The sequence below is a fragment of the Streptomyces sp. NBC_00569 genome (genome assembly GCF_036345255.1).
Lineage (GTDB): Bacteria > Actinomycetota > Actinomycetes > Streptomycetales > Streptomycetaceae > Streptomyces.
The window spans coordinates 3,176,491-3,198,804 of sequence record NZ_CP107783.1; the positions used below are offsets into that span (position 1 = coordinate 3,176,491).

The 22,314-nt window shown below is 71.1% G+C and carries 21 protein-coding genes; 7 read left to right on the top strand and 14 right to left on the bottom strand.

All coding sequences use genetic code 11. The features are described 5' to 3' along the window. Positions 1–92: 92 nt before the first annotated feature. Together OHO83_RS14255 and OHO83_RS14260 are read right to left on the bottom strand one after the other, a co-directional pair. The gene (locus OHO83_RS14255; RefSeq protein ID WP_266674967.1) at positions 93–602 is read right to left on the bottom strand and encodes a hypothetical protein; all 510 of its coding nucleotides are present in this window, start codon (positions 600–602) and stop codon (positions 93–95) included. A 392-nt stretch (positions 603–994) separates the two neighbouring features. After that, positions 995–3,682, bottom strand: coding sequence for a LuxR C-terminal-related transcriptional regulator (locus tag OHO83_RS14260; protein WP_330280774.1), 2,688 nt, complete (start codon positions 3,680–3,682; stop codon positions 995–997). A gap of 431 nt (positions 3,683–4,113) precedes the next feature. On the opposite strand from OHO83_RS14260, the gene OHO83_RS14265 reads away from it, so the two are divergent. Both OHO83_RS14265 and OHO83_RS14270 read left to right on the top strand, forming a co-directional pair. Next, on the top strand, positions 4,114–5,841 hold the full coding sequence (locus OHO83_RS14265; RefSeq protein ID WP_266676699.1) for a SulP family inorganic anion transporter: 1,728 nt from the start codon (positions 4,114–4,116) through the stop codon (positions 5,839–5,841). Further along, complete coding sequence (locus tag OHO83_RS14270; RefSeq protein WP_266674965.1) at positions 5,838–5,972, top strand: hypothetical protein; 135 nt, start codon at positions 5,838–5,840, stop codon at positions 5,970–5,972. Before OHO83_RS14265 ends, OHO83_RS14270 begins: the two co-directional genes overlap by 4 nt. A gap of 15 nt (positions 5,973–5,987) precedes the next feature. Here the strand turns inward: OHO83_RS14270 and OHO83_RS14275 are convergent, their stop codons facing one another. Both OHO83_RS14275 and OHO83_RS47020 read right to left on the bottom strand, forming a co-directional pair. Beyond that, positions 5,988–6,218, bottom strand: coding sequence for a hypothetical protein (locus OHO83_RS14275; protein ID WP_266674964.1), 231 nt, complete (start codon positions 6,216–6,218; stop codon positions 5,988–5,990). Then, positions 6,215–6,346: a hypothetical protein gene (locus tag OHO83_RS47020; RefSeq protein WP_405634989.1), complete on the bottom strand. Its 132-nt coding sequence runs from the start codon at positions 6,344–6,346 to the stop codon at positions 6,215–6,217. The genes OHO83_RS14275 and OHO83_RS47020 overlap by 4 nt, the downstream gene beginning before the upstream one ends. Positions 6,347–6,740: 394 nt before the next feature. Here OHO83_RS47020 and OHO83_RS14285 point away from each other — a divergent pair, with 394 nt between their 5' ends. Together OHO83_RS14285 and OHO83_RS14290 are read left to right on the top strand one after the other, a co-directional pair. Then, positions 6,741–7,583: a helix-turn-helix domain-containing protein gene (locus OHO83_RS14285; RefSeq protein WP_330280776.1), complete on the top strand. Its 843-nt coding sequence runs from the start codon at positions 6,741–6,743 to the stop codon at positions 7,581–7,583. Next, positions 7,565–7,774, top strand: coding sequence for a DUF397 domain-containing protein (locus tag OHO83_RS14290; RefSeq protein WP_330279576.1), 210 nt, complete (start codon positions 7,565–7,567; stop codon positions 7,772–7,774). Before OHO83_RS14285 ends, OHO83_RS14290 begins: the two co-directional genes overlap by 19 nt. A 67-nt stretch (positions 7,775–7,841) precedes the next feature. Here the strand turns inward: OHO83_RS14290 and OHO83_RS14295 are convergent, their stop codons facing one another. The 4 genes from OHO83_RS14295 to OHO83_RS14310 all read right to left on the bottom strand — a co-directional run bounded on the left by OHO83_RS14295 (position 7,842) and on the right by OHO83_RS14310 (position 12,594). Then, the gene (locus tag OHO83_RS14295) at positions 7,842–9,173 is read right to left on the bottom strand and encodes a class I SAM-dependent RNA methyltransferase (protein WP_330279577.1); all 1,332 of its coding nucleotides are present in this window, start codon (positions 9,171–9,173) and stop codon (positions 7,842–7,844) included. Between the two features lie 112 nt (positions 9,174–9,285). Beyond that, a complete protein-coding gene (locus tag OHO83_RS14300) occupies positions 9,286–11,334 on the bottom strand; it encodes an APC family permease (RefSeq protein WP_266674960.1) in 2,049 nt (682 codons plus the stop codon). Positions 11,335–11,457: 123 nt separating this feature from the next. Next, positions 11,458–12,192 (bottom strand): transglycosylase SLT domain-containing protein, encoded by a 735-nt coding sequence (locus OHO83_RS14305; RefSeq protein WP_330279578.1) that lies wholly within the window; start codon positions 12,190–12,192, stop codon positions 11,458–11,460. Between the two features lie 30 nt (positions 12,193–12,222). Next, a complete protein-coding gene (locus OHO83_RS14310) occupies positions 12,223–12,594 on the bottom strand; it encodes an ArsR/SmtB family transcription factor (protein ID WP_227300612.1) in 372 nt (123 codons plus the stop codon). A 139-nt stretch (positions 12,595–12,733) separates the two neighbouring features. Between OHO83_RS14310 and OHO83_RS14315 the strand changes: the two genes are divergently transcribed. From OHO83_RS14315 to OHO83_RS14325, 3 genes are all read left to right on the top strand, one after another. Beyond that, positions 12,734–14,005 (top strand): acyltransferase family protein, encoded by a 1,272-nt coding sequence (locus OHO83_RS14315; RefSeq protein WP_330279579.1) that lies wholly within the window; start codon positions 12,734–12,736, stop codon positions 14,003–14,005. Positions 14,006–14,174: 169 nt separating this feature from the next. Next, complete coding sequence (locus tag OHO83_RS14320; RefSeq protein WP_266674957.1) at positions 14,175–14,846, top strand: potassium channel family protein; 672 nt, start codon at positions 14,175–14,177, stop codon at positions 14,844–14,846. Further along, entirely contained in the window at positions 14,846–15,523 is a 678-nt protein-coding gene (locus tag OHO83_RS14325) for a potassium channel family protein (RefSeq protein ID WP_116508876.1), read from the top strand. The genes OHO83_RS14320 and OHO83_RS14325 overlap by 1 nt, the downstream gene beginning before the upstream one ends. Before the next feature lie 107 nt (positions 15,524–15,630). On the opposite strand, the gene OHO83_RS14330 is transcribed toward OHO83_RS14325, so the two are convergent. The 6 genes from OHO83_RS14330 to OHO83_RS14355 form a co-directional block, all read right to left on the bottom strand. Beyond that, entirely contained in the window at positions 15,631–16,374 is a 744-nt protein-coding gene (locus OHO83_RS14330; protein ID WP_266674956.1) for a DUF3159 domain-containing protein, read from the bottom strand. 3 nt (positions 16,375–16,377) lie between these two features. Continuing rightward, on the bottom strand, positions 16,378–16,788 hold the full coding sequence (locus OHO83_RS14335; RefSeq protein WP_100591174.1) for an OB-fold nucleic acid binding domain-containing protein: 411 nt from the start codon (positions 16,786–16,788) through the stop codon (positions 16,378–16,380). A gap of 41 nt (positions 16,789–16,829) precedes the next feature. After that, positions 16,830–17,513: a response regulator gene (locus OHO83_RS14340; protein WP_266558987.1), complete on the bottom strand. Its 684-nt coding sequence runs from the start codon at positions 17,511–17,513 to the stop codon at positions 16,830–16,832. Continuing rightward, the gene (locus OHO83_RS14345) at positions 17,510–20,065 is read right to left on the bottom strand and encodes a sensor histidine kinase KdpD (protein ID WP_330279580.1); all 2,556 of its coding nucleotides are present in this window, start codon (positions 20,063–20,065) and stop codon (positions 17,510–17,512) included. Before OHO83_RS14345 ends, OHO83_RS14340 begins: the two co-directional genes overlap by 4 nt. A 143-nt stretch (positions 20,066–20,208) precedes the next feature. Beyond that, positions 20,209–20,964: an ABC transporter ATP-binding protein gene (locus tag OHO83_RS14350; protein ID WP_330279581.1), complete on the bottom strand. Its 756-nt coding sequence runs from the start codon at positions 20,962–20,964 to the stop codon at positions 20,209–20,211. Between the two features lie 73 nt (positions 20,965–21,037). Then, positions 21,038–22,264: an alginate lyase family protein gene (locus OHO83_RS14355; protein ID WP_329433765.1), complete on the bottom strand. Its 1,227-nt coding sequence runs from the start codon at positions 22,262–22,264 to the stop codon at positions 21,038–21,040. Between the last annotated feature and the right edge of the window lie 50 nt (positions 22,265–22,314).

Here is a 22,314-nt window from a genome sequence, read left to right on the forward strand (position 1 = left end):
GTCCATACCTGCGAGCGTCCGCCTCTGCGCCCGGCCGGGCCTCACCCGGTAGAGGTGACCTGCTCGCTTTCTCCGGCGTACGACGGTCCGGCTCAGTGCTTCAGGACGATCTTGAAGGTGATGATCAGGAGACCGAGCACCAGGTTGACCAGCGCGGTGCCGGCCATGAGGCGCCAGGGGGCACCGGCCCTGCGTGCCGCGGCCACGGACCAGCCCACCTGCCCGGCCACGGCGACGGACAGCGCCAGCCAGAGCGCGCCCTTCACGTCCAGCCCGAGGACAGGGCTGAGGGCCACCGCGGCGGCGGGCGGGACGGCCGCGTTGACGATCGGCCACTCGTCGCGGCACACGCGCAGCACAGTCCCGCGGTCCAGTGCCGTCCGCCGCGCCAGCCGAGCTCCGAAGAGCTGCGCGTGTACGTGCGCGACCCAGAACACCACGCCGGTGAGCAACAGCAGCAGCACCAGCTCCGCGCGGGGAAAGGAGCCCAGCGAGCCGGCGCCGACGACCACGGAGGCCGCGAGCAGGGATCCGTAGACGCCGCCCGTGTAGTCGGCACGTGCTCGGCGCTCGGCTCTGACGGGTCCGGTGGTTCGGGACACGGGTGCCTCCTCGGGCTCGGCCCGGGGCGTCGGTCCGGCCGCCCGGGCCGGAGCGTGGGTGTCCCGCGGGCGGGGGACGGCTCTGACATCCCGTCGGCCGGCCGATGGGATGTCTCCAGGAAGCTGAGGAGGGTGATGCCGCCGGTGGCGAGGATCGCCGTCTTCAGGCCCGCTGAGCTGTACGGTGGCGCAGGAGTCCGTGACAGCCTCGGACACTCGGACACTCGGACCTCGGACCTCGGACCGCATAGGGCTTACCGCTCAGCGCGGCAGTCCGGCGCTGCCGCCCTTCCCATCGCAGCCGATGTGCTCGCATCGCGCATCACCCGCCACGGGGGAGGGACCGCGCTCGTGCCGGGACACCAAGGTCGGTCCCGGCAGCCGGGGCCCGTTCACACCAGTCCGAGTTCGCGCGCGCGGCGCACCGCTTCGTTGCGCCGGTTCACCGCCAGCTTCCGGTAGACGCTCTTGAGGTGGGTCTTCACCGTGTTCACCGACACGAAGAGGTCGGCGGCGATCTCCTCGGTCGACATCATCCGGGCCAGCCGCTCCAGCACGTCCCGCTCGCGTCCGCTCAGCTCCACGACGAGCGGAGAGGGCCGCGCGTCGTCCGTGGCCGGTTCACCAGGACGCGACGGAGCGGGCGTCAGCCAGTCCGCGGCCAGCTCCTGGAGCGGCCCGGTGGACAGCAGAGGCCGGATCCACGGCCGCGCGTCGAGGAAGGGTCTGCGAAGCCGCTCGCGGCGGGCGCCGAGCAGTGCCTGCGCGACGAGCCGGTGCGCTGTGGCCTCGTCTCCCGCCCCGTGCGCGGCCTGTGCCCTGACCAGCGCCGCCCGAACGGTCACCGCCGGCCCGATCCGGCCCCCGGTGTCGATGCTGTCGAGCAGACCGACGGCCGCTTCCGGGCGACCTGCGGCGAGCAGTATCCGCGCGGCTTCCACGGCACAGGCCGGCTGGTCGCCGGAGACGACCTGGAGCACCTCGGCGGCCGCCCCAGGGCGCCCTTCCGCCATGTGCGCGGCCGAGGCGATCAGCGCCTCCTGGCCCGCCGCCCAGGGCGAGGCCGCAAGGACGCGGATGCCTGGGTCCGCCGCCTCGACGGCGGCCCGGGCATGGCCCTGGACCAGCAGGAGACGCGCCTTGGTGACGGCCCGGACCGCGGCGATCACCGGATCGTGTGTCGCGGAGGGGAGCGGGGCCGTCTCGTCGAGCAGGGTCTGCGCCCGGCTCAGCTCGTCACGGTCCACGGCCACGGCGGCCAGCACCAGCAACCCGATGCCCGTGCCGGCACCGGAGACGCCCGGCTCGGGCGGACGGAACCTCTCCGCCTCGGAGGCACCCGCGAGAGCCTTGCGCTCCGCCCTGTCGATCCAGCCGTTCAGATAGTCGATCAGTGCCAGGTGCCCCAGCGACTCCTCACGGGGCAGCACGGTGGACGGTCCGTCATGGATTCCCGCCACCGTGGTCAGGGCGGCACGCGCGTCCTCGAAGCGCCCGGCCCACAGGCGGGTGGAGCCGAGATGGGTCATGAGGAGCGCTTGGAGTTCGGGATGCCTGTCCAGGAGGTGCTCCGGGACCTCCCGCCGGAGCCGGGCGGCCGCCCGCGCGGCCTCCTCGGCCTGCCCGGGAGAACCGGTCAGCCGGGCGGCCAGCGTCTCCAGCAGCGCACAGCTCAGCTGCACGGCCGCCCCGGCGTGCGGGTCGGCGGCAAGCCGCTCCTCGGCGCGGCGCAGATGGGACAGACCGCGCTCGACGTCGCAACGGGACAGGTCGCGGGCCGCCCGGACGAGCTCCGTCGCGAGGCCGGTGGCCTCGGGGTCCATCCCGGAGAACAGCTGGTCGAGGTCGCCCGAGCGCAGGCCGGTGAAGAGCTGTCCGATCGCCAGGTCGTCGACGAGGGCGCCGGCGGTGAAATCCCAGTCGCCCGAGGCGGCGCCGTGAGCGAGTGTCTCCGGGAGGGATCCGGAGCGGCGCAGCCACAGCGCGGCACGCCGGTGGAGCTCGGGCTCAAGGCCCGGCAGGCGGACCCGCAGGTGGGCCCGGAGTATCTCCCCGAACAGCGGGTGGAGCCGGAACCACGAGTGCCCGAGGTCCTCGACGAACGCGTTCGCGCGGTGCAGCTCGACGAGCAGGGGCTCGGCGTCGGTCCGCCCGGTCAGCGCGTTCGCCAGATCAGGACTGAAACGCTGGAGGACGCTGACGCGCAGCAGGAGATCCTGTGTCTCCTCCGGCTGCCGCTTGAGCACCTCGGCCAGCAGGAAGTCCGCGACCGCGCTCCGGTCCGCCTCGAACTCCTTCAGATAGAGCTCCGGGGCCGCGCTCTCCCGCGCGGCCAGGGCGCACAGGCACAGTCCGGCGGCCCAGCCCCGGGTGCGGTCCACCAGGCCGCGCGCGGCGTCGACCGGCAGGCGCAGACCGTGCAGTTCCAGCAGCGAGACGGCCTCCTCGGGGGTGAAGGCCAGCTCGGCGCCGCGCAGCTCCGTCAGCTCGCCGGCCGCCCGGTAGCGATGCAACGGCAGCAGGGGTTCGGTGCGGGTGACGAGGACCAGGCGCATGCCCTGCCCGGCGTGGTGCAGGACGAATTCCAGCTGCTCGGCGACCTCGGGGGTGGTCACGCGGTCGAACTCGTCGATCACGACGGTCACCGGCTGGTCGCGTGCGTCCAGATCGGCGGCGAGCGCCGCCAGCAGCTTGCGGTCCACGCGGGCCGCCTCCATAGGGACCCCGACCGCGCCGGAGACCGGCACACCGCACGCGCGAAGAGCCTCCAGCACGTACGCCCAGAACACACCGGGCTGCCGGTCCTCGTCCTCGGCGGTCAGCCAGGCGACCGGCTGTGGCAGGCCGGCGGCCCAGTCGGCGGCCAGCAGGGTCTTGCCCGCGCCCGCCGCTCCGTTGATCAGGGTCAGCCGCGTCCGAAGTGCCTTGTCGAGGTGCCGGTCGAGCCGCTGCCGCCGCAGGTAGACGGCGGGGCGCGTCGGCAGAGCGATCCGCGTGCGCAGAAAGGAGTCCCCCAGAGGATCAACGCACGGAACACTCGGACCGGCCGGTCCCGGAGTGTGCTTGGAACTCTCCGCCACGGCGCTCACCACCGCTGCTTGTCAGGGGCCGATCATGGGCCCGCCCACACTCAGGATCCCAGCCTTTCCGGCCGTGCGCGCGGGCGGAGCCGCCATGGGCCAGGAGGCGATCTTGACTCGTGGGCCGGAGAATCAGGTGGGGGCAGGCCGATCCCCCGCACGCGGCCGGCCACCGGCAGGACGGCTTCCACCGCCTCCTGGGGACGACCTCGATCACCTCCGGACCATACGGCTGGGCCTGCTGACCGCCGTCGCCTGCTGATTCTGTGGGAACTGGGCAAGCTCTTCCCCGGCGTTCACGAGAGGCCCGAGGGGTGAGGGAGGCCGGACGAGCCGGGGTGCCGGATGGGCCGGGGCGTCACCACCCGGCGCCGAAAGGACAGGCCGTGACCGACGAGCAGGGCCGGTACGGCCGACACGGCGGTCGCGCGGTGCTGTCCCGGCTCCGGGCGGTTCCCGGGATCAGTGCCGTGTCGTCGTACCGCCGTGAGTGGCTGGCCAAGGACTTGATCGCGGGGATCGTCCTGACGACACTGCTGGTGCCACAGGGCATGGCATACGCCGAGTTGGCGGGTCTGCCGGCCATCACCGGTTTGTACACGACGGTCCTCTGCCTGCTCGGCTACGCCGTGTGCGGGCCTTCCCGCATTCTGGTGCTGGGCCCGGATTCCTCACTGGGGCCGATGATCGCCGCCACGGTGCTGCCCCTTGTGGCGGCGGACAAGGATCCCGACCGGGCGGTCGCCCTGGCCTCGGTGCTCGCGCTGATGGTGGCGGCGATCATGATCCTGGCCTCGGTTGCGAAGCTGGGCTTCATCGCCGACCTGATCTCCAAACCGACGATGATCGGCTACATGAACGGCCTGGCCCTCACCATCCTGGTCGGCCAGTTGCCCAAACTGCTCGGCTTCAAGGTCGACGCCGAAAACCTGATCGGGGAGGGCGTCGGCCTCGTACAGAAAGTCGCCGAAGGAGCGACGGTGCCGGCTGCCGCCACGGTCGGCATCTGCGGGATCCTTCTGGTACTGGGGCTGCAGCGGTGGCTGCCGAAGGTCCCCGCGGTGCTGGTGATGGTGGTCCTGGCGATCGCGGCGGCAGCGCTGTTCGACCTCGGCAACCACGGAGTCGACCTGGTCGGCGAACTGCCGCACGGCTTTCCGCCGTTCACCGTCCCCGATGTCCGGCCGTCCGACCTCGCTCCGCTGTTCGGAGGTGCGCTGGGCGTCGCGCTGGTGTCCCTGGCCGACACGATCTCCAACGCGTCGGCGTTCGCGGCCCGTAGCGGTCAGGAGGTCCGCGGCAACCAGGAAATGGCCGCGATCGGTGCGGCCAACCTGGCGGCCGGTCTCTTCCAGGGCTTCCCGGTCAGCACGAGCGGATCCCGCACGGCGGTGGCGGAGCGGGCGGGCGCCAGAAGCCAGCTCACCGGAGTCGTCGGGGCCGTGCTCATCGTCCTCATGCTCGTCCTCGCACCGGGCATGTTCCGCAATCTTCCCCAGCCCGCCCTGGCCGCCGTGGTCATCACCGCCTCGCTGTCCCTGGCCGACGTGCGAGGGACGGCACGGCTCTGGCAGCAGAGCAGGACGGAGTGCCTGCTGTCGGTCGCCGCGTTCCTCGGGGTGGCCCTGCTCGGTGTCCTGGAGGGGATCGCCATCGCCGTGGCCCTGTCCGTCCTCAACGTCTTCCGGCGCGCCTGGTGGCCGTACAACACTGTGCTGGGACGGGTGAAGGGCCTGGAGGGATACCACGACATCCGCTCCTACCCGCACGCCGAACAACTGCCGGGCCTGGTGATCCTCCGGTTCGACGCCCCGCTCTTCTTCGCCAACGCCAAGACCTTCCGCGACGAGGTCAGGCGGCTGGCGCGCACGGAGCCGGGGCCGCGCTGGATCGTCATCGCGGCGGAGCCGATGACCGACGTGGACACCACCGCCGCGGACGTCCTGGAGGATCTCGACAGGGAACTCAACGCCGAACACGTCCACCTCGTGTTCGCCGAACTCAAGGACCCCGTACGCCACAAGATCGAACGCTACGGACTCACCCGCACCATCGACCCGCGCCATTTCTTCCCCACCGTGGAGGCCGCCGTCGCCGCCTTCCGGCAGCCCAGGGACGCGGCCCGGCCCGCGAATCCCCCGGCCGCCGAGGAGGAGTGAGCACCCTTCTCCCACCGGAAGCCGGCGGCGCCACGGACACCGCCGCCATGGAGGGCACACCCGCGCTGGCCTGCGGTGTACATCCGCCCGAGTGGATCACGAGGAGGGCGTCGTCGGGATTCCGCGCCTGATTGACCGCTGCGCCGTCAAATGCCCTGCCTACTACGGGCGTTCGCCTCGGCCACCAGGGCGCGCAGCAACTCGTCCTGGGTCAGGAGCCGCAGGTGGCCCGGGTCGGCGTCCCATTCGCGGCCACCGGCCAGCGGACGGATCCGGAGGTACGGCCCCTCATGTCCCATGACCCGCCCGAACCGGTCCCGCACGGTGTCGTGGACGGCGTCTCCCACCTCCAGGAACGGGACCGGCTCCGGCGTCACGAACCGGCCCCCTTGGCGATCACGGCCGCCAACTGCAGCGCCACGGGCGCCGAGCAGACCCCGAGGTGGACGAGCGCATACCGGCTCTCGCCCCCTGCGTCGCCCGCCCATGGGGTGCGGACGTCCATTGCGGGGAGCTGGACTCCTGCCTGGCGGAGAGCGCCGGCCAGGGCGTCGCGGGCGTCGAGCGCTTCCTGGACCTTGGGCGTACGGGGTTTCGAAGGGCCCGTGACGATGGCGGTGTGGCCGGTGGCGGGGGTGATCGAGTGGTGCGGGGGCCGCTGCGTGGGGGGGCATACGTGTCCTCGTCCTTCGCCGGTCGGTCTGGCGGGTTGGTCGGTCCGACTGATTCCATGACCCCGGCAAGCTGCGTGAATTACGCTGCGTAGTCCGGGCGTTACGAGGATGCGCGCGGATGTGACCGATCACGCCGTGGACGTGCGGTGCTTCCCCGTCGTGCGGCGCTGGTTCCACACCTTCCACACGGACCACGAGCCGGCGGCTCGGACGGGAGTCGGCCGTATGCCGCAGCGACGGGTCGTCACCGGCCGCAGCCAGGAGCCGCGTCAGAGGTTCGCCGAGGAGCTGCGGACCCTGCGGGCCGGGAGCGGGACGAGTCTGCGGCAGCTCGGCGAGCGGCTGGGCTGGGACTACTCCCTGTTCGGCAAGATGGAGAAGGGTGAGACGCTCGGCAGCCCCGAGGTCGTCCAGGCCCTGGACCAGCACTACGGGACGCCGGGACTGCTGCTGGCGCTGTGGGAGCTCGCCGCCGGGGACCATACGCAGTTCCGCGAGCGGTACCGGCGGTACATGGCGCTGGAGGCCGAGGCGGTGAGCCTGTGGCATTTCGCGGTGAGCGTGCTGCCGGGGCTGTTGCAGACGCCGGGGTACGCGCGCGAGGTGCTGGCGGCGGGCGGACTCCGGGGGAAGGAGCTGGAGCAGCAGGTCGAGGCCCGGATGGGGCGGCGGGAGTTGCTGGAGGGAGAGGACGCGCCACCGTTCCGGACGATCCTCTCGGAGGCGGTGCTGCGGACGCCGTTGCGGGAAGTGGCGCAGTGGCGGCGGCAGTTGGAGTACGTCGCGGAGGTGGCGGCGAGGCCGACCGTGACGATGCAGGTGCTTCCCCTGAGCGCCGGGATGCACGGTCTGGACAGCACCGCGCTGATGTTCCTGCGGCTCCCCGGCGGGCTTACGGTTGCATATACGGAGAACGCACACCGTGGCGAACTCATCGAAGCGGACTCGCCGGTTGAGCGGCTGCAGCGTGCGTACGATGCGATGCGCGACTTGGCGCTGTCCCCAGCCGAGTCGCGGAATTTCGTCCTGGCCACCTTGGAGGAAGTGCCGTGCGAGGTATCGACCTGAGTGCCGTTAGCTGGCGCAAGAGTTCCTACAGCAACTCGGACGGTGGCGAGTGCGTCGAGGTCTCCGACGACTTCGCGGTCATCGTCCCGGTACGGGACAGCAAGGTCTCGCACGGACCGGTTCTCGTGTTCCCGGCCGCCGGCTGGTCCTCCTTCGTCTCAGCGGTCAAGGGCGGCCAGCTGCGCGCCTGACCGAGCAGGCCGACGGCCCCGCGACCGTTCGATCCGCGGGGCCGTCCCACACTCGCGAACCCTCAGGTCAGGCGTCCTTCTTCACCGGCTCCAGAACCGCCACGCACTCCACGTGATGCGTCATCGGGAACAGGTCGAACGCCCGCAGCGTCCGGACCTTGTAGCCGCTGTCGCGGAAGTACGCCAGGTCGCGGGCCAGGGCTGCCGGGTCGCAGGCCACGTAGGCGATGCGGCGGGCGCCGAGCGACGCCAGGTGTTCCACCGTCTTCTTGCCCGCGCCCGCGCGCGGCGGGTCCAGGACGATCAGGTCGACCTCGGTGATGCCCGTGCGCGGGAGAACCGATTCGACCTTGCCCTGTTCGATGCGGACGCGGTCGAACGCGGCCAGGTTGTGGCGGGCGTCCTCGACCGCGCGCTTGCCCGACTCGATGCCGAGCACCGCGCCCTGGTCGCCGATGCGGTCCGCGATCGCGCCGGCGAAGAGGCCGACGCCGCAGTACAGGTCGAGCGCCATCTCGCCCTTGCGGGGCAGCAGGCCCTGCATGACGGCCTTGACCAGCGTGTCCGCCGCCTGCGGGTGCACCTGCCAGAAGCCGCCGCTGCCGACGCGGTGCGTGCGGCCGTCGGCGCGCTCGCGGACGAACCCGCGGCCGTGGACCCGGTGGATGCCACCGTCCTTCTCGTCGACGCGCAGCACGGAGACCGGCTTGTCGAGTTCGACCAGGGGCAGGCGCGCGCCGGGGCGCGGGGTCAGGATGACCTGGCGGTCCTGGGAGCCCGTCGCCGCGATCGCCTCGATGGACTCCATGCCCGTCCAGTCGCGCTTCTCGATGCCGAGCTCGGAGACGCCCGGTGCCGCGATCATGCAGTGCTCGACCGGCTCGACCTCGTGCGAGCGGTGGCGGCGCAGGCCTGCCTTCCCGGTGTCGGGGTCGACCGCGTACTGCACGCGCGTGCGCCACTGCGGGACCTCGCCCGCCGGGAGCTTGTCGCCCTCGGCCGGCATGACCGTGCCGTCCCAGCCGGCCTCCTCGGGCGTGAGGCCCGCGAGGCGCTGGAGCTGCTCGGCGATGACCTCGCCCTTGAGGCGGCGCTGCGCGCCCGGCTTGGCGTGCTGCCAGTCGCAGCCGCCGCAGCGGCCGGGGCCGGCGTACGGGCAGGGCGCCTCGACGCGGTCCTTGGACGCCTCGATGACGGTGACCGCGTCGGCGCGCAGGTAGCGGGCGCCTTCCTCGCCGTCCGTGACGCGGGCCACGACCTTCTCGCCGGGCAGCGCGTGCCGGACGAACAGGACCTGGCCCTCGTCCGTGCGGGCGATGCAGTGGCCACCGTGGGCGACGGGGCCGATCTCGACCTCGTACTCCTCCCCGACCAGCGACTTCTTCGGTTCTGCCTGCATGGCGGGGGACTCCACAACGTAAGAAAGCAAGGGACACGGCGAACGGCCGGACAACAGCCCACCAGTCTACGTGGGTGTTGTCCGGCCGCTCGCCACACGACAGCCGAGGGAGTCAGCCCTTGTTCGAGGGCTCCTTCGGGCGCTTCTCGACCGGGCCGCGGCGCACGGCACCCGGCGCGTTCCAGTCCTGGCGCCTGCGGGCCCGCTTCTTGGCGACCTCGGACGACTCCAGCTGGTAGGGCACCGAGGTGACCATGATGCCGGGGGTGAACAGGAGGCGGCCCTTGAGGCGCAGGGCCGACTGGTTGTGGAGCAGGTGCTCGTACCAGTGGCCGACCACGTACTCGGGGATGATCACGCTGACCGCGTCGCGGGGCGACTCGCGGCGCAGGCCCTTGACGTACTCGATGATCGGCCGGGTGATCTCGCGGTAGGGCGAGTCGAGGACCTTGAGCGGTACGTCGATGCCGCGCCGCTCCCACTCCTCGCGCAGGGCCTTCGTCTCGGCCGGGTCGACGTTCACGCTGAGCGCCTCGAGGGTGTCGCTGCGCATGAGCTTCGCGTAGGCGAGGGCGCGCAGCGTCGGGCGGTGGATCTTGGAGACGAGGACGATCGAGTGGACGCGGGAGGGCCGGACACTGTCGTCGGTCGGCGTCTCGGGGGCCTGGATCTCCTCGGCCACGCGGTCGTAGTGCTTACGGATCGCGGTCATCGTCGCGTAGAAGATGCACATGCCGAGGAGGGCGACCCAGGCGCCGTGCGTGAACTTCGTGACGAGGACCACGACGAGCACGAGGCCGGTGAAGAACGCGCCGAAGGTGTTGATGGCGCGCGAGCGGACCATGTGGCGGCGCTTGGCCTGGTCCTTCTCGGTGCGCAGATGGCGGTTCCAGTGCCGGACCATGCCGGTCTGGCTCAGCGTGAACGAGACGAACACGCCGACGATGTAGAGCTGGATCAGGCGCGTCGAGTCGGCACCGTAGATGACGACGAGGAGCGCCGCGGCGCCGGCGAGGAGCACAATGCCGTTCGAGAACGCGAGGCGGTCGCCGCGGGTGTGCAGCTGGCGCGGCAGGTAGCGGTCCTGGGCGAGGATCGAGCCGAGGAGCGGGAAGCCGTTGTACGCGGTGTTGGCCGCGAGGAAGAGGACCAGCGCGGTGGCCGCGGCGAGGATGATGAAGAGGAAGCTGCCCTTGCCGAAGACGGCCTCGGCGACCTGGGAGATCACCGGGTTCTGGACGTAGCTCTCGCCGACCGCGGCGCCGTTGTGGATCAGGTCGGTCGCCGGGTTCTCCGCCATGCGGACGTTGGTCGACATGGCCAGCGCGATGATGCCGCAGAACATGGTGACGGCCAGCAGGCCCATCGCCGCGAGCGTGGTCGCCGCGTTCTTCGACTTCGGCTTGCGGAACGCCGGTACGCCGTTGCTGATCGCCTCGACACCGGTGAGCGCGGCACAGCCCGAGGAGAACGCGCGCAGCAGCAGGAAGACGAGGGCGAAGCCCGCGAGACCCTGGTGTTCGGCCTTGATGTGGAAGTCGGCGGTGGGCGCCTGCATGGTGTCACCGAGGACGAGCCCGCGGAACGCGCCCCACGCGATCATGATGAAGACGCCGGCCACGAAGACGTAGGTCGGGATGGCGAAGAGCTTCCCGGACTCCTTCACGCCGCGCAGGTTCATCAGCGTGAGCAGGACGATGACCAGGACCGCGCACAGGACTTTGTGCTGGACGACGAACGGGATCGCCGAGCCGAGGTTCTCGATGCCGGAGGCGATCGACACGGCGACGGTGAGGACGTAGTCGACGAGGAGGGCGCTCGCGACGGTGAGGCCGGCCTTGGGGCCGAGGTTCGTGGTCGCGACCTCGTAGTCACCGCCGCCGCTCGGGTACGCGTGGACGTTCTGGCGGTAGGAGGCGACCACGGTGAACATCAGCACCACGACCGCGACGGCGATCCAGGGGCTGAAGTGGTACGCCGACACGCCCGCGATGGAGAGGACCAGCAGCACCTCTCCCGGCGCGTAGGCCACGGAGGACAGCGGGTCGGAGGCGAAAACGGGGAGGGCGATGCGCTTCGGCAGGAGCGTTTCTCCGAGCCGGTCGCTGCGCAGAGCGCGCCCGATCAAGATCCGTTTGGGCACGTCGGTCAGTTTGGACACGCAGAGGATCGTAAGCGTTCGAACGGGGGGCCGCCCACCCACCACCCCCCAAGTGCACCGGAACCTCACACAAGGCCCCGGGCCGGGCCTCGCACCGGGCCGTCCTGGCGAGGGCTTTCGGTCTCAGCCGCCGCCGGTCCGGGCGACGGCCCGTCCCGCCTTTCCCCAGTTCGAACGCAGCCGGGACAGATAGTCGGCGGCCTGGCTGCCGGGCGTCGCGCCGCGCGCGAAGGCCTGCATGTTCCCCGCGCCCGTGTTGTAGCCGAGCCCGAGCAACTCGTCCTTGTCGTACGGGCCCGAGGGGTGCGCGGGCAGTTGCCGTGCCAGGTCGTGGAGGTACCAGGCGGCCGCGCGCACGGCCAGGTCCCGGTCGTCGGGCAGCTCCTCCCACCGGCGTCCCGCGAAGGCCCGGCCCCGTTTGGTCTCGTCGAACGCGGCACGGTGCATGTTGGCGATCCCGAAGGCGGCGCCCGGTTTGTAGCGCTGCCAGGCGCGTTCCAGGGCGGGGTCGTGGGGTTTGTACGACTCGTTGTAGAGGATCGCCATGAGGAGCCGCGGGCTGACGCCGGCCTCGGCGGCGCGGGCCCTGACCTGCGGGGCGTAGGCCGCCGGGTCGTACTTGCCTGAAGGGGTGTTGGTGCCGCTGGGGCTGGGCTTCGGCGTGGGGGTCGTGGGTGTTCGCGAGGGGTGGGCGGAGGCTTCCGGCTTCCTCGTGGACCCCGTGGCCCCCGTGGCGCCACCGGTCCTGTCATTGCCCGTGTCCCCCGACCGACCGCACGCCCAGGCCACCAGGACGACGAACAGCACCACGCCCCAGAGCCAGGGCCCGCGCCTGGCCTGTCCGCCCCGCTCCGCCATCCCCCTGCCTCCTCCGTGGCCTTTCGTTCGCTAGGCCCCGGCCCCGCGAAGCCGGCGGGCCGGGTTCGGGTCGGCCCGCTCGGCGAGCCGGCCGACCAGCAGCCGCACCACGGCCACGATGTCCGGGTCGTCCACGAAGTAGACCTGGCGGCGCCCTTCGCGCCGGGACCGGACGAGCCCGGCCAGCTTCAGCTTCGTCAGGTGCTGGCTCACTGCGGGCAGCGCGCCGCCCACGCGGTCGGCGAGGCCTGTGACATCGCTCTCACCCTGCGCGAGGGCCCACACGATGTGCAGCCGGGCCGAGGAGGCGAGCAGTCCGAACGCCCCGGCCGCCTCCGCGATGACCTCGGCGGGCGGGTCGTCGAAGGCGGGCCGGTCATCGAAGTCGCGTACGCGCGTCACCACCGTCGTCGTCCTCTTCCACATCCGCTTCGGCTCACCGGGCCAAGGAGGACCCCAGTCTAGGTGGGCACTGTGACGCCCGTAACGCCGCTGTGGTCCGGGTTCACGCGCGAGAGAAGGGGTGGATACGGTGCGGGAGATGTCCCGCAGCCACCTCCCCGCGCAACGGCCGGTCGCACCTCGGGGTGACCACGCCGCGCCGTCGCCGGAACCCGCGTCCGTGCCCGCCGCGCTCCCGCCGGAGAAGCCGCCGACGGCACGCGGGCGGGCCGCGAACAAGCCGCACGAGCCGGACGAGCAGCGCGCGACCGCGCAGAAGCCGGACGGGCCGGACAGGTCCCGGGTGGTCGCGGGGAAGCCGGACAAGCAGCCCGCCAAGCCGCGCGACGCGTTCTTCGACAACGCCAAGTACCTGGCCATCGTGCTCGTCGCGATGGGGCACGCCTGGGAGCCCCTGCGCGGCGACAGCCGGGCGGCGGCCGCCCTCTACATCAGCGTCTACACCTTCCACATGCCGGCGTTCATCGTCATCTCCGGCTATTTCTCGCGCAGTTTCGACGCGAGCCCGGGACGCCTCAGGCGCCTGGTGACCGGGGTCGCCGTGCCGTACGTGATCTTCGAGGTCGCGTACACCTTCTTCAAGCGCTGGGCGAACGACGACCCGACGTACCCGATCAGCCTCCTCGACCCCTGGTACCTCACCTGGTTCCTCATCGCGCTGTTCATCTGGCGGCTCACCACCCCGCTGTGGAAGACCGTCCGCCGGCCCGTGACCCTCGCGCTGGCCATCGCGATCCTCGCCTCCGTCTCCCCCGACATCGGCGACGACCTCGACCTCCAGCGCGTACTGCAGTTCCTCCCCTTCTTCGTGCTCGGCCTCGTCCTCGAGCCGGAGCACTTCCAGCTCGTACGCCGCCGTGAGGCGCGGATCCTGGCCGTCCCCGTCTTCGCGGCCGCCCTGCTGTTCGCGTACTGGGCGGCCCCGCGCATGAACGCCGCCTGGTTCTACCGCCGTGACAGCGCCCAGGAACTCGGCGCCCCCGGCTGGTCGGGCGCCGTCATGACGCTCGCCATGTTCGGCTGCTCCGTCGTCCTCACCGCGTGCTTCTTCGCCTGGGTACCGCGGCGGAAGACGTGGTTCACCGTGCTGGGCGCGGGGACGCTGTACGGCTACCTGCTGCACGGGTTCGTCGCCAAGGGCTCCCGCTTCTGGGACTGGTACGACCTTCGGTGGCTGCACACCCCGCTCGGCGAGATCACCGTCACGCTGGCCGCCGCCGCTCTCATCACCAGCCTGTGCACCCCGCCCGTGCAACGCCTCTTCCGCTTCGCGATGGAACCCGAGATGAAGTGGGCGTTCAGGCGGGACGCGGCCGAGATCGCGGGCAGGGGCGGCGCGCGGCGAAGCTGATCAAGCTTCCGGCTACGCGGATGCTGGCAACGGAGGCCATGCGGCTTAAGCTCATCTCCTGGCAACGCGGCACGCGATTGCCTCTAGTTGCCCGGCAGACTGAGAGAGAAGAGTGAGCGAGATGTTTTCGCAGGTCATCGGGGCGACCAGGAGTGCGGGGTAGCGGCCGGTGCACATCGTCATCATGGGGTGCGGCCGCGTGGGTTCCGCCCTGGCCCAGAACCTTGAGCAACAGGGGCACACGGTAGCGGTCATCGACCAGGACCCCACGGCGTTCCGCCGCCTGGGCTCCGGCTTCGGCGGCCGCCGCGTCACCGGGGTCGGCTTCGACCAGGACACCCTGCGTGAGGCGGGAATCGAGGAGGCCGGCGCGTTCGCGGCCGTCTCCAGCGGCGACAACTCGAACATCATCGCCGCCCGCGTGGCCCGCGAGATGTTCGGCATCGAGAACGTCGCCGCCCGTATCTACGACCCGCGTCGCGCCGAGGTCTACCAGCGCCTGGGCATCCCGACCGTCGCGACCGTGCGGTGGACCGCGGACCAGATGCTGCGCAGGCTCCTGCCGTCCGGTGCGGAACCGTTGTGGCGCGACCCCACCGGGGGCGTCCAGCTCGCCGAGGTGCACGCCTCGGTCGCGTGGGTGGGCCACAAGATCAGCCGGCTCCAGGAGGAGACCGGCGTCAGGGTCGCGTTCCTCACCCGGCTCGGCGAGGCGATCCTGCCCACGTCGCAGACGGTCCTGCAGGAGGGCGACCTGGTGCACGTGATGATGCGCACCGACGACGTCGAGAAGGTCGAAGCGGCGTTCGCCGAGGGTCCTGAGGAAGAGGGCGGTCACTGATGAGGGTCGCCATTGCCGGAGCGGGCGCGGTGGGCCGGTCCATCGCCGGTGAGCTCCTGGAGAACGGACACGAGGTCCTTCTCATCGACAAGGCGCCGACCGCCATCTCGGTCGAGCGCGTCCCGCAGGCGGAGTGGCTGCTCGCCGACGCCTGTGAGATCACGTCCCTGGACGAGGCGGCGCTCCAGCGCTGCAACGTGGTCATCGCGGCCACCGGCGACGACAAGGTCAACCTCGTCGTCTCGCTGCTCGCGAAGACCGAGTACGGGGTCCCGCGGGTCGTCGCCCGCGTGAACAACCCGAAGAACGAGTGGCTCTTCAACGAGTCGTGGGGCGTCGATGTCGCGGTCTCCACGCCGCGCCTCATGTCCGCGCTCGTCGAGGAGGCGGTGAGCGTGGGCGACCTGGTCCGCCTGCTGCGCTTCAGCCACGGCGACGCGAACCTGGTGGAGCTGACGCTGCCGCCCGAGTCGGCGCTGGCCGGCACGCGCGTGGGCGACGTCCAGTGGCCCGAGGACACGTCCCTGGTGACGATCATCCGCGGGACCCGCGTCCTGGCCCCGTCCCAGGAGGACTCGCTGGAGGCGGGCGACGAGCTGCTGTTCGTGGCGGCCCAGGCCCGTGAGGAACAGCTCGAGGACCTGCTGTCGGTCCGCCGCGAGGACGTCGCGGGCTGACGGTTCTTCCGTAGGTACGAAGAGGGGCCCCGGAGTGCGAACTCCGGGGCCCCTCTTCGTCACGACAGGACGTCGCGGGCGGCGGCGGTCACGCCTCCCGACGACGCTCAGACCTCGCGGCGATGACGCGCGGCCCCCGAATCCTTGCGGGCGGCCTTCGCTTCCTTCTCGGCCTGCTCCTCCGCCTCCATCTCCGCGAACACGTCGATGGGCGCGGGCGCCTTCGCCAGGAAGACCCAGGTCAGCCAGACGGCGAGCAGGAACGGCGGGATCTTCAGGGCGATCAGGACCCAGCCGAACTTCGTGGTGTCGGCCCACCAGTACATCGGGAAGAGGATCGCGCACTTGGCGAGCAGGATCAGGCCCCAGGCCCAACTGGCCTTCGCGTAGGCCTTCTTGCGGCCCGGGTTGCGCGTGCGCCAGGAGAGGTTCTCCTTGAAGACCGGCCCCAGGATCAGGCCGATCAGCGGCACCCCGCACAGTGTCGTGACGATGTAGGCGACGGCCAGGCCCAGCGTGTAGAGCATGCCGGGCAGATAGAAGTCCTTGGCGTTGCCCGTCATCATCGCGAAGACGACGCCGAAGGCCACGCCGAAGACGCCGCTGAAGGCGTGCTTGACGGTGCCCTTCATGACCAGGCGGACCACGACCAGGACCAGGGACACCGCGAGGGCCGCGATGGCCGACATGTGCAGGTCCTTGTTGATCGTGAAGATGGTCACGAAGAGGAGACCGGGAACGACGGTCTCCACCAAGCCCCGCAGGCCGCCGAAGGCCTCGAAGAGGGCGGCCTCGGTCACCGCCTTCGAGTCGGATTCCTGATCCGCGGTCGGCTTGTCGAGGGACGTCACCGGCTACTCCCGTCCGAGCGGTCTGAGTTCGTACTTAGGGTTGAAGAGCACCCTACGGCCCCGGCTCATCGAGACCCGTCCGGAAGCGATCAGCTTGCGGCCCGGTTCGATGCCGACGATGGACCGGCGGCCGAGCCATACGACGTCCAGAGCCGCGGAGCCGTCGAACAGCTCCGCCTCCAGGGCCGGGACTCCGGCGCGTGGTCGGAGGGTGACCGTGCGCAAGGTACCAGTAACGGTGACTATCTGCCGGTCCTGGCAGTCCCCGATGCGGGTACAGCCCGTGGTCTGCGAGTCCTCGCGCAGCTCTTCCGACTCCAGGTCCTCCTGGGAGGAGGACAGCCGGTCGAGCATGCGCCGGAAGCGGCCTGCCGGCTTCTCGGACGGCGTATCGGAACGAGGGACAGCACTCATAAATCAAGCGTACCGGGGGGCCGGGACAACGGATGAGCGGGTCAGCGCTCGAAGCGATACCCCATGCCGGGCTCCGTGATGAAGTGCCGCGGATGGGAGGGGTCCGACTCCAGTTTGCGGCGGAGCTGGGCCATGTAGACCCGCAGATAGTTCGTCTCGGTGCCGTAGGAGGGGCCCCAGACCTCCTGGAGGAGCTGCTTCTGGCTGACCAGGCGGCCCGTGTTGCGGACCAGGACCTCCAGGAGGTGCCACTCGGTGGGGGTCAGACGCACGTCGCGGCCGTCGCGGTTGACCTTCTTCGCGGCCAGGTCGACGGTGAAGTCGTCCGTGTCGACGATGCCCTCGTCCTCACCGCCGCCGGTGGGCTCGGCCCGGCGGACCGCGGCGCGCAGGCGGGCCAGGAGCTCGTCCATGCCGAACGGCTTGGTGACGTAGTCGTCGGCGCCCGCGTCGAGCGCCTCGACCTTCTCGTCGGAGGAGTGCCGCGCGGACAGCACCAGGATCGGTACGCGGGTCCAGCCGCGCAGGCCCTTGATCACCTCGACGCCGTCCATGTCGGGCAGGCCCAGGTCGAGCACGACCACGTCGGGGTGGAACGCGGCGGCGAGCTGGAGCGCGCCCGCGCCGTCGGCCGCGGCCTCCACCTCGTACTTGCGCGCCTTCAGGTTGATGACGAGGGCGCGCACGATCTGCGGCTCGTCGTCGACCACGAGCACCCGGGTCATGCGTACCTGCCTCTCTGAGCAATGGCTGAGCTGATGGGGCCGGCCGGCGGGCGGCCGGTCGCGGCGGTGAGCGTGAGGACCATGGTCAGGCCCCCGCCGGGGGTGTCCTCCGCCGTGAGCGTGCCGCTCATCGCCTCGACGAAGCCGCGCGCGACGGCGAGGCCGAGGCCCACTCCGGCGCCGCGCGGTGCGTCACCGTAGCGCTGGAACGGGGCGAAGATGCGGTCCTTCGCGGTGTCGGGGACACCGGGACCGCGGTCCACGACGCGCACCTCGACGCGGTCGCCGAGTGTGCTGGCCGCGACGAGGACCGTCTCGTCCTCGGGGCTGTACTTGACCGCGTTCTCGACGATATTGGCGACGGCGCGCTCCAGGAGTCCCTTGTCCACGGTGACCATGGGCAGGCTCTCCGGAATGTCGAGGTCGACGCTGCCGTCGGGGACGCCCACCAGCGCCATCGGAACCACCTCATCGAGATCGATCTCGCGCATCAGCGGGGTGACGGTGCCGGTCTGGAGGCGGGACATGTCGAGGAGGTTGCCGACGAGGTGGTCGAGGCGGTCGGCGCCCTCCTCGATGCCGGCGAGGAGTTCCGCCTGGTCCTCCTCGGACCAGGCGACGTCGTCGGAGCGCAGGGAGGAGACGGAGGCCTTGATGCCGGCGAGCGGGGTCCGCAGGTCGTGGCTGACGGCGGCGAGCAGGGCGGTGCGGATGCGGTTGCCCTCGGCGAGGGTGCGGGCCTGGTCCGCCTCGGACTGGAGGCGCTGGCGGTCGAGGACGACGGCGGCCTGGGCCGCGAAGGCGGCGAGGACGCGGCGGTCCTCGGCGGGCAGCACCCGGCCGGACAGGGCGAGCGCCATGTGGTCGCCGACCGGCATGTCGACGTCCGCGTCCTCGGGGCGTTCCACGGGGTGCGGGCCGACGCTGGCCGCGCGGGTCCACGGCTCGACGTCGCCCGCGCGTTCGAGGAGGGCGACGGAGTCCATGGCGAAGGTCTCGCGGACCCGGTCGAGCAGCGCGTCGAGGCTGTTCTCGCCGCGCAGGACGCTGCCGGCGAGGAAGGACAGGATCTCGGACTCGGCCCGCAGCCTCGCGGCCTGATGGGTGCGCCGGGCCGCGAGGTCGACGACGGAGGCGACCGACACCGCGACCCCTACGAAGATCACGATGGCGACGATGTTCTTGGGGTCGGCGACGGTGAACAGGTGCAGGGGCGGCGTGAAGTAGTAGTTCAGGAGGAGCGAGCCGACGGCGGCCGAGGCCAGCGCCGGCAGGAGACCGCCGACGAGGGCGGCGGCCACCGTCACGGACAGGAAGAGGAGCATGTCGTTCGCGAGGCCGAGATCGGTGGCGACGTGGGTGAGCGCGAGGGACAGCACGGCGGGCCCGCCGACGCCGATGAGCCAGCCCCAGATGATGCGGGAGCGGCCGAGACGCGCGCCGCGTGCGACGGGGAGGCCGCGCCCCTTGGCAACTTCCTCGTGCGTGACGATGTGCACGTCGAGGTCGGGGCCCGACTCGCGGGCCACGGTCATGCCGACGCCGGGCCCGAAGACGTACTGCCACGTCTTGCGGCGCGAGGAGCCCAGCACGATCTGGGTCGCGTTGACGCCGCGTGCGAACTCCAGGAGCGCGGCCGGTATGTCGTCCCCTATCACGTGGTGGAAGGTGCCGCCCAGGTCCTCGACGAGGGTGCGCTGGAGCGCGAGCTCCTTGGGGGAGGCGGCGGTGAGGCCGTCGCTGCGGGCGATGTAGACGGCGAGGATCTCGCTGCCCGAGCCCTTGGCGGCCATCCGCGCCGCGCGCCGGACGAGGGTGCGGCCCTCGGGTCCGCCGGTCAGGCCGACGACGATGCGCTCGCGGGCCTGCCAGGTGGAGCGGATGTTGTGTTCGCCGCGGTACTGCTGGAGGTATTCGTCGACGCGGTCGGCCACCCAGAGCAGGGCCAGTTCGCGCAGGGCGGTGAGATTGCCGGGGCGGAAGTAGTTGGAGAGGGAGGCGTCGATGCGGTCCGGCTTGTAGATGTTGCCGTGGGCCATGCGGCGGCGCAGCGCCTCGGGAGACATGTCGACCAGTTCGATCTGGTCGGCGCGGCGCACGACCTCGTCGGGGACGGTCTCGCGCTGGCGCACGCCGGTGATCGACTCGACGACGTCGCCGAGTGACTCCAGGTGCTGGATGTTGACGGTGGACACGACGTCGATGCCGGCCGCGAGGAGTTCCTCGACGTCCTGCCAGCGCTTGGCGTTGCGCGAGCCGGGCACGTTCGTGTGGGCGAGTTCGTCCACCAGGGCGACTTCGGGGCGGCGGGCGAGTACGGCGTCGACGTCCATCTCGGTGAAGACGGCGCCGCGGTAGGTGAGCTCCTCGCGGGCGATCTGTTCGAGGCCGTGGAGCATCACCTCCGTACGGGGCCTGCCGTGGTGCTCGACGAAGCCGACGGCACAGTCCGTGCCCCGCTCGATACGGCGGTGGCCCTCGGAGAGCATCGCGTAGGTCTTGCCGACGCCCGGTGCCGCACCGAGGTAGATCCGAAGCTTGCCGCGTCCCATGGCCCCATTGTCTTCCCGCTGCACGTGTTGTACGCAGCGTCGACCCTACGGCCACCAATTGCGGCAAATGGGGCGCGAGGGCCGCGGACGTGCGTCTTTGACGCAACTCTGATGCGGGCCGCGCCGCACCGGCGGCGTCTCGGTCAGCGGCGCCCGGGCGTCTCCCCTGACGCGGTGATCTCCGTGATCTCGCCGTCGCGCAGTTCGAGGACCCGGTCGGCGAGGTCGAGCAGCGCCGCGTCATGGGTGGCGACGAGCGTGGTGACGTGTTCGCTGCGGACGACGGCGCGCAGCAGCTCCATGACGGCGAGGCCGGTCTCGGCGTCGAGCTGGCCGGTGGGTTCGTCGGCGATGAGCAGGGCGGGCCGGTTGGCGAGGGCGCGGGCGATGGCGACGCGCTGCTGCTGGCCGCCGGACAGTTCGCCGGGGCGCTGCCTGGCGTGGTCGGCGAGGCCGACGAGGGCGAGGAGCAGTTCGACGCGCTCCTCGCGTTCGCGGGGGTCGGCCTTGCGCAGCCGCATCGGCACCCCCACGTTCTCGGCGGCGGACAGGATCGGGATCAGGCCGAAGGACTGGAAGATGAAGCCGATGCGGTCGCGGCGCAGTTCCAGCAGCCCGTTCTCGCCGAGTCCGGAGAGGTCCTGTCCGTCGACGGTGATGCGCCCGCCGTCGGGTTCGTCGAGCCCCCCGACGAGGTTGAGGAGCGTCGTCTTGCCGGATCCCGAGCGGCCCTTGAGGGCGACGAGTTCGCCGCGCGGCACCTCGAAGGAGACGCCGCGCAGGGCGTGCACGGCCGAGGCCCCGGTGCCGTAGGAGCGGTGCAGGTCCTCGATGACGACCATGGGGCCGCCGCCGTCCTGGCCGAGGACGGCGGTCCCCGCTTTTGTGCTCTGACTCATGTGCGCTCCCCCGTGTGTTCCCCGGCCGGGCGCCAGTATGGTCACGCGGCGCCCGGCCGGGCAATGGCCGGGATCAGTTGGGGTTCTCGGCGTGGGTGAGGGTCTCCCAGGCGACGAACAGGTTGTTGGAGCCCGCCGGGCGGTTCTGCTCGGTGAGCTTCTGGGTGTTCGTCATGGCGTTGCCGAGGCGGGTGTGCATCGCGTTGTAGCCGACCTCGGTGACGGGCCCGAGCCCGCGCGTGACGGATCCGCCGCACAGCCAGCTCGGCGGCGCCTCGCCCAGTTCGTACTTGGCCTGGAAGCCGAGGGCCTGCTGGAGGCGCTGTCCGACGTCGGTGCCGTACAGGTCCTGGCCCTGGATGCGGCTGGTCTCGGCGATGTGGGAGATGGCGGAGATGCCGTATCCGGTGTGCGTGAAGTCGCGGCAGGTCTCCTGGGTGAGGCCGGTGACGAAGGTGGACTGCCCCTGCCAGTAGCTGACGATCTTGGCCTTGGTGTCGAGGTTCTGGCTCGGCACGGTCTTCGGCAGGTCGCCGTCGGAGGCGAGGTAGACGTAGGCGGCCGTGCGTGTACGGAACTTGGCCATGGCCTTGTCGTACGACGTCCTGTCCTCCAGGAAGACGGAGATGCCGACGGCGGCCTCCATCATCGACAGCTCCCAATTGCCGTTGGAGTTGGAGCCGTTGATGACCTTGGGGAGGTAGACGTCGCGCAGCATCGTCCGGAAACGGCCCTCGTTCGCCCAGCCGCCGGTGTACGTGTACTTGATGATCTCGGCGGCCTTGGGCCAGGAGGAGCCGGCCCAGCCCGTCTGGAGCGGCGCGTTGCTGTTGGTGTGCTCCTTGATGGTGGCCGACCATGCGTCCATCAGCTCGATGGACTTCTTCGCGTAGCGGTCGTCGCGCGTGATGTACCAGGTGAGGGCGTCGGTGTACGCGGCTATCGCGTCCTCACGCTCGTCGGTGCAGCCGTAGTTGGGGTTGGAGTAGGAGCCGCACTCGACGGTGGCGCGGGGCTTGGCGGTGCGGGTGAGCGAGGCGTACTTGCTCGCCACCATCTGGTCGTACGCGCCCTTCCAGGGCTGCGCGCCGGCGTTGACCTTGTCGCGGGCGAAGTCGAGCTGGCTCTTGGAGACGGTGACGCCCGGGTGGGCGAAGGTGGCGGGCGCGGCGTCGGCGCGGTCGGCGCCGGGCCAGGCGAGGAGGGTGGCGACGAGTGCGGTGGTGGTCGTCGCCAGAGTGGCGAGGAGGGCGGCGCGTCGTCTGCGCCGGTGGCGAGCGGGGGCCGGTGTGTTCGGCATGTGGGGGGCCATCCGTTCTTCTACGTGAACGCGAAGTACCTTTATGAACA